Source organism: Bartonella sp. AA78NXGY, from assembly GCF_042197005.1.
Taxonomy (GTDB): Bacteria; Pseudomonadota; Alphaproteobacteria; order Rhizobiales; family Rhizobiaceae; genus Bartonella.
The window spans coordinates 1-8332 of record NZ_JBHIRI010000025.1 but is presented as its reverse complement, the minus strand read 5'-3'; the positions used below and the strand labels follow the sequence as shown (position 1 = coordinate 8332).

At 37.3% G+C, this 8332-nt stretch carries 3 protein-coding genes and 1 pseudogene; 1 reads left to right on the top strand and 3 read right to left on the bottom strand.

Annotated features, from left to right (window positions below):
• Together ACFINL_RS08950 and ACFINL_RS08945 are read right to left on the bottom strand one after the other, a co-directional pair.
• The coding region (locus ACFINL_RS08950; RefSeq protein WP_375651424.1) for an autotransporter outer membrane beta-barrel domain-containing protein at positions 1-2522 on the bottom strand (2522 nt) is incomplete at its 3' end.
• Between the two features lie 2265 nt (positions 2523-4787).
• Positions 4788-5513, bottom strand: a pseudogene (locus tag ACFINL_RS08945) (autotransporter outer membrane beta-barrel domain-containing protein); the annotation flags it as partial.
• A 784-nt stretch (positions 5514-6297) separates the two neighbouring features.
• Here ACFINL_RS08945 and ACFINL_RS08940 point away from each other — a divergent pair.
• Entirely contained in the window at positions 6298-7428 is a 1131-nt protein-coding gene (locus ACFINL_RS08940; RefSeq protein ID WP_375651423.1) for a metallophosphoesterase, read from the top strand.
• Between the two features lie 705 nt (positions 7429-8133).
• Here ACFINL_RS08940 and ACFINL_RS08935 read toward each other — a convergent pair.
• On the bottom strand, positions 8134-8332 hold a 199-nt coding region (locus ACFINL_RS08935; RefSeq protein ID WP_375651422.1), incomplete at its 5' end, for a hypothetical protein.

Sequence of the window (8332 nt, the reverse complement as noted above, 5' to 3'; positions counted from 1 at the left end):
TTTCCGTAAGTATAGAGGAAGAAACCGGTTTGTTTTTCCTCTTCTTTTCCTAAGACAGATGTTCTGATATTGGCTAAAAGCGCGTTTTGTTTAGCCATATCGGTTAATCCACTATAGAAGAGAGCATTTGGCATGACTAAGTAACTGGCCGTTTGTGCTACAGGGACGATCACACTTGGACCAGAACCAGAATCCGTTTCAAGAATTTCTTTATGTAAGCGGAAATCCCAGAAATTTTCATTCTTCTCATCAAAGAGGCTTTGTGCAACATCGGCTGTACCGTGGCTTGACTCTGGTCCATAGGCCGTTAGCGTATATTTATAAGGCAAACGATTTCTTGTGGTATAGCCATTTACGAGTTTGAAAGAGTCTTCTTGTGCTTTTCCAGATACTTGAATGAGCGAGAGGCCACCTATATTGGAAGGATCAGCAGCATTGACTACACTACTTTCATCTCCTGAATCGCTTTTGATATAAACTGTTGTGGAGCCTGAGACATCACCGTGGATCAAAAGTCTATCGGTTTTTTGATCGGCACTTGCTACGCCATCACTCCAAGCAATGTTGAAGTAAATCTTTGCATTACCAGAGGCGTTGTAGACTGTTTGCGTATCTGGTTTACCAGATCCTATATGCAATGTGTGATAATGATCTTCTACCAGTCCATCAAAAACAATAGAGCTGTTATCGAGATTAAGCGTGGAAATATCAGAACGAGATCTTTGAGCGATATCAAGCAGATTGCCATCATCATCTTTTTCTTTTGTACTGGTCTTTAGTGTCCATGTTGTCTTGTTTTTCAGATCAAAACGTACATTTCTGTCTTTAGAAATATTTGCTCTGCCTTCTAGAGTAGACTGATCAGCGCTTAAGGTGAAGGTGCCATTGGAGATCGCTTTAACCTCTTTATTGTTCCAATAATTGTCATTTTTCCAAGATTTTGGATCTTCGAAAAGACCATCTCCTAACAATACATCAGCATGGATTTCTGAATTTTTGAGATTTGCTGTACCGATTGATAAAGTTGGAATATCTTCCATGTTTGTGTTAGTAAAAGCTCCAACAAAAATTCCTGTGCCATTTTCAACGTGAATATCTGCATTGGTTAAATTGATTTCACTGCTTTTACGTTTTTGTGGATCATCTGGATAATCTAGATCAGGATTAGAGAGAGCTATAAATTGCAAACCAGCAACTCCTGCTATCATAGAAGTATTCACGACATCAATATGTCCGTTAAATGCCGCCCATAGTGCAACTTTTTTTGCTTCTATTTTATTTTTTATTGTATTCTCTACTGCTCCAATATAACCATTCGTCATCTTAATTGTGCTATTATTTCCTGCAAAAAGACCAACATCAAAATTTTGAATGATTGTTTTACCATTTAATTCGATTGCACTATCAGTTTCTGCAACGTTTACACCAACGGTCATTGTTTTACTTTCACTACCGGTTATAATTAAATCTCCGCTAATGATTTGACTTCCACCGTCTGCATAAAACCCTTCATCGACATTTTGAATGGTTGTTTTGCCCATTAACCTAACTTCACTACCAGAGTCCGATGTCCATATACCAGTGCGTTCGTTGTCGGAGCCTTCAAGTGCTTCACCACCGATTATCGATAAGTTTTCGCTAATGATTTTACCACCGTTAACTGCTCCAAGGCCGTCCAAAGTATTGTTAATTATTGTATCACCATGCAATTGAATTGTGCTGTCATTGCCACTTACAAATGCACCGCTTCCTTTTCCCTCTGTTGTTAGAGCAACATCTGTGGCATCAATATGCCCACCGTTGATTGCGAATAACGCTGTTTTGTTCGCGGCTACGGATCCTCCCGTCATTATGATCTTAGATCCTGAACCGTCTGCAAGGAGTCCTTCGCCATTAGATGATATAATGTTAGCATTGTTTTTTAAGATAATCGTACTGCTGGCTTCGGCGCTTCCTCCTACATCATGTCCACTAAATGATCCTCCTGAGACCGTTATTGTTGAGTGATCATTTGCAACTATACTGGCGGCTGCTTGAGTCACTGTTACATCTTTTAAAGTGACGGTACTTTTATCTGCTTTTATTCCAAAGTTCAGTAACGCATCGTCTTTATTATTCGATATCTTCACACCTTCTAGCTTGTTTTCACCGCTGTTACTGTTTAAAAAGCCGGCACCAACTAGAGAAGTTTTAATGGTCCCTCCAGTCATGTTTATTGCGCCACCATCGTTTGTTGTAAGTCCAATTTCACTATTACTAATCGTTGTTCCTTCAAGCAATTCAACTACACTGCCTTCGCCATTAGAAAATACACCAGACGATATATCTTCGTCACCTAGAGATACATCTGTAACATTTAGAGACACATTTGTGACCGTAATATGTCCACCATTTTCAGCAACCAATGCATTACCTTTCCCCGTGACGGTTCCTCCCGTCATGCTGATGGTGGAGTTTGAACTATTTGCATAGAGTCCAATGTTATCAGATGATGTAATGTTTGCATTGTTGGTTAAAGTGATGGCGCTGCCGTTTTGAGCAGATATTGTTGTATTTTGTGCATGAAATGATCCTCCTGAGGCTGTTATTGTCGAGTGATCATCTGCAACTAAGGCATTGGTTGCTTGCATGACGGTTACATCTTTTAAAGTGACGGTACTTTTATCTGCTTTTATTCCAAAGTTCAGTAACGCATCGTCTTTACTATTCGATATCTTTACACCTTCTAGCTTGTTTTCGCTGTTGTTACTGTTTAAGAAGCCAGCACCAACTAGAGAAGTTTTAATGGCTCCTCCAGTCATCTTGATTGCACCATCGTTTAGTGCTTGAAGCCCGAGTGCACTATTACTAATAGTTGTATTTCCAAGTAATTCAATTACACTGCCTTCACCAACAGAAAATACACCAGACGATATATAGTCGTCACTTGGAGCCACATCTGTGACAGTTAGAGCTACATCTGCAACAATAATATGTCCACCATTTTCAGCAACCAATGCATTACCTTTCCCCGTGACAGTTCCTCCCGTCATTGTGATGGTGGATTTTGAACCTTCTGCATAGAGTCCAACATTATCAGATGATGTAATGTTTGCATCATTGGTTAAAGTGATAGTGCTGCCGCTTTTAGCAGATATTGTTGTATTTTGTGCATGAAATGATCCTCCCGAGATTGTTATTGTCGAATCATTCTCTGCAAATATACCGGCGGCTGCTTGAGTCACTGTTACATCTTTTAAAGTAACGGTACTTTTATCTGCTTTTATCCCAAAGTTCAGTGGCGTATCGTCTTTATCACTCGATATTGTCACATTTTCTAGTTTGTTTTCATGACTGTTACTGTTTAAGAAGCCAGCACCAGCTGCAGAAGCTGTAATGGTTCCTCCAATCATCTTGATTGCGCCATCATTTTGGAATGCAAGCCCGATTGCACTACCACTAATTGTGGTCTTTCCAAGCAATTCAATTACACTATTTGCGCCATTAGAAAATACACCAAATGACTTATCGCTATCATTTGTTTTTAGGGTAACATCTGTAACAGTAATATGACCACCATCTTCAGCAACCAAAGCACTCGCTTTTCCCGTGACGTTTCCTTCTATCATTGTGATGGAGGAGTTTGAATCTTTAGCATATAATCCAACATCATCAGATGATGTAATTTTTGCACCGTTTGTTAAAGTGATGGCGCTGCCGTTTTGAGCAGATATTGTTGCATTTTGTGCATGAAATGATCCTCCCGAGATTGTTATTGTCGAATCATGATCTGCAAATATACCGGCGGCTGCTTGAGTCACTGTTACATCTTTTAAAGTGACGGTACCTTTATCTGCTTTTATTCCAAAGTTCAGTGGCGCATCGTCTTTACCACTCGATATTGTCACATTTTCTAGTTTGTTTTCACGGCTGTTACTGTTTAAGAAGCCAGCACCAGCTGCAGAAGCTGTAATGGTTCCCCCAGTCATCTTGATTACACCACCGTTTTGTGCTTGAAGCCCGATTGCACTATCACTAATCGTTGTCTTTCCAAGTAATTCAATCATGCTACCAAGGTCATCAGAAGCTACACCAAGTCCATCACCATTTGTTTTTAGGGTGACATCTGTAACAGTAATATGGCCACCGTATGTTGTCGTTACTGCTTCCTCTTTCGCTGTAATGCTCCCTCCTGTCATTTCGATGATGGACTTTGAACCTTCCGCATAGAGTCCAGCATCGTTATATGATGTAATTTTTGCACCGCCAGTTAAAGTGATGTTGCCGCCGTTTTGAGCAAATATTGCTGCTTTTTCTGCATCAAATGATCCTCCTAAGACGTTTACTGTGGAATCATATGCATCTATGGCAGTTTGTGCTTGCGTCACTGTTACATTATTTAAAGTGACATTACTGTTAGTTGCCTTGATTCCATTGATTAGTGGCGCATCATCTTTCCCACTTGATGTCACTACATCTTTCAGTTCGTTTTCTTTGCTCTTGCTATCTAAAAAGAATGCACCAACTTTGGACGCTGTAATGCTTCCCCCAGTCATTGCGATTGCGCCACTTTCTTGTGTTTTTAACCCGATTGTCGCATCATTGATCTTTGTATCAGATAATTCAATCACACTGTTTTCACCTTGAGACAATGCGCCGAATCCACTCTCAATTTTAGTACCCTTATTATATGCAGGGTTATCCCCTTCTGTAGTAGGTGCACTTGTGGTATCTTCCTTAGCTGTTAGAGTACCACCCGTGACTTTAATATGACCACCGTCGTTTGTATACAATGCTGCGTCTTTTCCAGTTACGCTTCCCCCAGTCATTTTTATGGTGGTATTTTCATCATCGGCATGGAGTCCGTTACCATTAGATGAGGTAATGTTAGTACCGCCATCTACAGTAATGGTGGTGCCGCCCATAGCATATACGCCATCCATTTTACCTTCGAATGATCCTCCGGATACTATAACTTGAGAAACGACATCCGCAAGTATACCAGTTTCTGCTTGCTTAACTGTTACATTTTCTAAAGTGATAAAACTTTCGTTGTTTATTTCTATTCCAAGGAGTGATGATGCTTCATTTTTATTATCTGATATCACTACATTTTGTAGTATATTTCTACTATTCTTACTATCATCAATATAAACACCAGTTTGAGAAGCTGTAATGTTCCCCCCAGTCAGGTTGATGTTAGCGCCGTCTTTTACAGAAATACCAAAACGAACATCAGAATCAGTGCCTTGAATATTTAAGCCATTTAATTCAAGCGCACTGTTAGCACCTTCAACTGTTACAACATATTTATCGCTACTTGTGTCTGTATTTGTGTTTTTATTTCCAGTTACAGTTACAGTACTGCCGGTGATTTTTCCTTTGTCTTTTACATAAATAGTCTCGTACGTTTTTCCGGATATATCTTTTTCTTCGTTGGCAACGTCAAGAGTTTCAGCATGTGCAGTGAACTGGATGTTGAATAGTATGATAGCAGCCGCAGCCGTGCATGATAAAAGGGATGTTTTATACACCAGTATTCTCCTTATGAGAGCCCCCAAATATTCATTTCCCCGCAAACTTCATAAGAAGAAGTGAAAATGGATAGTTGTTATTAGTTGTTATTAATTTCGATAATTGTCTTTATTTGGTAAGATATTTTTGGTTTTTTGTCAAAATTAAAAAACAAATGATATTAAATTTGTATTAATTTATATTTAACACACAATGTGTTTGTAATTATTTATATTATATAATTAAATTTATTGTAAATCTATATTATAGAAATTATAAATATTATTATAATACTTACATAAGTTATATTATTTTTTATAAAGTAATAATAGTATTTTCTGTAATACTTCTGCATTTTTATAACTTATCAAAGTAAGTTATGACGGTAATACTCAAACACTATTGCTAGCACTTTTGATTATTTATACCTTATTTATCATAATATTCTAATATATTTGATCTTGATATCCAAAGGAGTTGGGTGCTCTAGTATAAGAATACATTTTTTCTCCTGTTGGGGATATTTTAATAGTATACGACTAAGTTTTTATAAGCTGTTGATGTATCGATGACATTTGAAAGAGCCAGAGCCCAAGCTTATAAATCTTAATCAATGAAGATGCTTCAAGTTGAAGGCTTGAAATCAACAGTGCTTTTATATCATCAAAGTGCACCTTCATTGAAGGATTATTGCTTTTATTATTTCGAATTTTTGACATATTTTTGACAATAAAATCTAAAAAAATTGTCTCTGATGAATTTTTTAATATAAAAAATATGTAACGTTTTTATGGTGATAGGTTTATGAGATATAAAGTTGAATTGGTAATCACCGTGATTGCTTTTACTCTCTCTGGTTGTTTTAATCTTGATGCTGAAAAAATAAAAAGAGACAAGAGTCCTTATCATGATGCATTCATGGATTGGTCGATGAAAGAAAAGTCTCTTACAAAAAATTATACTGCTATCATTATGGCTGATCCGCAACCGTGGCGTTTAAACTCTGGTGATGCCAATGGAATATCAAACAGAGAGCCATGGTTAAAGATAAATGAGCAGGTTGCTGGTGTGATAAAAGCGCACAAAGCTGCATTCCATATTGTCAATGGTGATCTGACGGAGTTTGGACAACAAAAAAACTATGATGATTATGAAAATGTTTATAAAACTCTTGGAGCACCTGTCTATGAGGGGCTAGGGAATCACGATTATGCCAATAATGTTGGTAATTGTACAAATCCTCAAGAATTCAGCTTTTACAAAGATGCTTGTGCTATAAGTGCAGTTTCAAGAATGGTGTCGGAAATCAAAAAATACCGTAGTCAATTATCGCATTTCAATGCAGATGTTACTGAAAGTTTGGTTCCCATTTCGGGTGGAAATATTCGCTCGATAAGGGGGAGTTTGAGTTATTCTTGGGATTATGGAGATGTTCACTATGTGCAGCTTCACAATTATCCAAGCTATACGGTTGGTTTGAAGGGGCAGTCTACAGAAGTGCAAATCAATAAATCTTTAGATTGGCTTAGGAACGATTTAGCTGCTGCTGATGCAAGAGGTAAAGTGACAATCATTAATTTTCATGATGCGCGTGCTGCTTCCATTGATGGTGAATCCTTTTTTATTCGTAAAAAGAATGCTAAAGATTTGTCGGTCTTTAAGTCAATTATTACCTCTCATAATGTTAAAGCAATCTTCGTGGGTCACACGCATTATCAGTCTTATTGCCGTGCGAAAAATGATAAGGTTTTTGGAAATATCCCTATCTATACAGCTGGTGCGCTTTTTAATGGAGATTATTACCTCATAGATGTGAAAGGCAAGACCATTCACGTTAAAGCCTATAATGGAGAAATAGGAAAACCGCTTTTAATTAAAGATCTTGGTGTTATAGGGAAAGACACCCAATTTTCGGCAAGTTGCAGTAAGTTATAATAGGATTTGTTTCTTTGTCTTAAAGCATGAGGGAAAAAACGTATTATATGTGCGGACTTGAAGAGCAGTAGGAGTGTCTAAATGTTACTTAGAAATAGAGTGAAAAATCAGACATCTTTTTTATATCTTTTTCAAAGCTGTTAAGATTTCAGGTTATACGCTATAAGTGCAATGATTTAATGTGAACTGAGCTTTAATACAAAGCAGAATAATGGTTTGTTATTCTATTTTTTCTTTTTAGGCTTTCATCTTTGAAGAAAGGGGAGTTTGTCAAGGGTGTGTTCATAATTTGCTAGCACATGTTGTCCAGAATTATCAAGAAGGCTGTTTCTATTAGTTTGTTGCGGTATAATTATCAAGTTATGCCCTTTGTTAGAGTTTATAATATCTACTCATGGGCAACTCTTTTCTTTTTCATAAGAAAAGCTTTTTATTTTGATCAATTTTTTACTTATAATCTTCAAACAATTGATGTTTTGTGATGCTATATAATTTCTCTTGATTAACCGTATGAACTTTTAGTTGTATTACAATTTTATCTTCTTCTTTTATACGTAAGTAAATCGTTACAATAATATGATACAAATATTGGAGTCTGTTTATAGCTGTTATGGTCTCATGCAATTATCCTTAGATGACTCTCACGTGTTTTGGCAGTTTTATCTTTGCTTTGAGAGAGGTGTAAAAAGGGGATTTTAAAAAGTTCTAGTTTAGAAAGAGTTTTTTTACACAGGAAAAGCTCTCGGAGAGTGCCAAGGCTGGTATGGAACAAGCGGGCGAAGATTTAGCGAGTTGGATTGGTGAAGGCTTTATGTCGTCTATCTCATAATTGATGGATTTTTGTAAATCTTTGCCTAGCCGCATTAAGGGGTGGATTGGTTCCATTGATGTAAGAGAGTTTTTG

Coding starts and splice junctions, on each gene's coding strand:
- ACFINL_RS08940 (WP_375651423.1), top strand. CDS start 6,298: ATGAGATATAAAGTTGAATTGGTAATCACCGTGATTGCTTTTACTCTC.